The organism is Tamlana crocina (assembly GCF_012037625.1).
This window is the reverse complement of sequence record NZ_JAAVJS010000906.1, coordinates 1-278: the sequence shown is the minus strand read 5'-3', so window position 1 is coordinate 278 and position 278 is coordinate 1. Positions and strand designations below refer to the sequence as shown.

General features: G+C 40.3%; 1 pseudogene. It reads left to right on the top strand.

The features are described 5' to 3' along the window. Positions 1-278 (top strand): annotated as a pseudogene (locus HC176_RS19465) (AAA family ATPase); the annotation flags it as partial.

Below are 278 nucleotides of genomic sequence, written 5' to 3'. Positions count from 1 at the left end.
GAGCTTTATTTTACAAAAAGCAGCATTTTCACTGAAAATGAGATTTTTCCTAACCTACATTTTGAAGATCTTGATCAGGAGCTGTTTACCAAAGCACGAAATCTAATTCGATCCAACCGTAGTGACCACCCCTGGATGACAATAAAGGATGAAGAATTATTAAAGGAAGCGAGTCTTTGGCGTAAAGATTTCAGAACAGGACAGGAAGGATTAACCCTGGCAGCCGCTCTTATTTTTGGAAAGGATACGACCATTCAAAGCCTGTTGCCGGCATACAA